The following is a 1,588-nucleotide window of genomic DNA, read 5'->3' as shown; positions in this document are numbered from 1 at the left end:
CGCAGGGCCAGCGGCAACTCCGTGCGTCGGGGATCGGCCCCGGGCTGGAAGGCTGCCGGTTCGCGCGCCCCGGTGTCGGCATGCCACAGCCAGGGATCGAGGCCCGCGGCCCGCAGGCTCAGCCGGCCCGACCAGGGCTGGTCGCCGGGGTTGCTGACGAAGTACAGTTCGCCGCCGCCGTCGAGCCGTCGATGCCGGACCTGCAGGGGCGGCGCGGCGATCCAGTCCGGCGCCAGGCCGAGTTGCCCGAGGGCGCGGGCCACGTCCTGCCCACAGAAGAGGCGGCCTTTGCCGATCGCGTGCGGCGCGCCTTGTTGTGCGCATCGGCCCCAGATCGCATCACGCAGCCGGCGAAATTCGGCCGGGTCGTCGGCGCCGCTCGGCGAATCCAGCGGCGCGCTGCCCAACACGCTGGCGCCGGCCTCCAGCAAGTCCCGCAGCCGGCGCAAGGCGGGCACGCTCATCCGCTGGCTGGCACCGCCCAGCACCAGCAACTGCCACCGCGCGCTGCTGGCCGACGAGCCCAGGACGCCATCGACGACCTGTAGCCGTTCGAACAGATCGTCCGGCCCGATGAAGTCGAAACCGTAGCCCGGCGGGATCGCGTCGATCGGCCGGTCGCCGAAGAGCGCGGTCACCGGCCCCTCCTCGCCGATGAAGTACGCGATGTCTGCCACCGGCTCGCCCTGCTGCATCAGGAAGGCGCTGCGCGACAGGTAGTCGATCCAGGCGCGCGCCGGCTCGGCCCAGGTCTCGTGGCGGGTCAGGTATTGCCCGAGGAAAGGCGCCAGTGCCATGCCCGGCGCGCGATCGTCGGGCTGGTGCGTGGAGGCGTGGATCAGGAAGCGGTTGACGCCAAGGGCCAGCGCCAGGTCGGCCGTGGGTTTCAGTTCCGCCGGGCCTAGCGCCCAGGGCCAGCCGAAGGAGGTGAAGCTCTCGGCGGCCACGACGGGCTTGCCGCGCACATGGGCCACCGAGGCCGCGCCCTGCAGGTCGGCCAGGTAGGTGGGCCGCGGCGCATCCTCGCCCGGCAGCAGGGTCCACAGCGCGCCGACCGGCACGTCCGCATGGCCGCGCATCGCCAGGTCGTCGCCGAGCTGCGGCCGGTGGTCTTCCAGCGCCTCGGCGTAGCTGCTCATGCCGCGCTCGCGGGCGGCCTGGGCCAACGTGCCGTAGTGCTCGCGGGCCAGCAGCTGCGCGATCGTGCGGCGGAAGTCCCAGAGGAAGCGATCGCTGCGCGCGGCGCTGCCGACGACCACGCCGGTCAGCGCCGGCAGCCAGGGCTTCGCGTCATAGCCGCGCAGCTCGCGGAAGCGCGCCAGCATGTGCTCGGTCCAGTTCTGCGGGCCGGATTCGATGCTGTCGCTGAGCAGCGCCTGTGGGCCGCCGTCGAACAGGTCGAGGTAGTGGTCCACATAACGACGAACCCGCTCGCCATCGAGCTTGTCCACTTCGAGGCCCGTGGCTTCCTCCGGCGCCGGGCCGTTGCGATGGCCGGTCAGCGAGGCCGCCAGGCGCAGCACGACCCAGTCGCCGGGCGGCGGGGTCCAGTCGAGGCGGCCGTCGGCCTGCAGGCGCGGGCTAAGGT

General features: G+C 73.0%; 1 protein-coding gene. It reads right to left on the bottom strand.

Annotated features, from left to right (window positions below; translation table 11 throughout):
• On the bottom strand, positions 1-1,588 hold a 1,588-nt coding region (locus B0W88_RS31675; RefSeq protein WP_255378679.1), incomplete at both ends, for a glycosyl hydrolase.

This window comes from Pelomonas sp. KK5 (assembly GCF_001984095.1).
Lineage (GTDB): Bacteria > Pseudomonadota > Gammaproteobacteria > Burkholderiales > Burkholderiaceae_C > KK5.
This window is presented reverse-complemented; position numbering and strand designations above follow the sequence as displayed.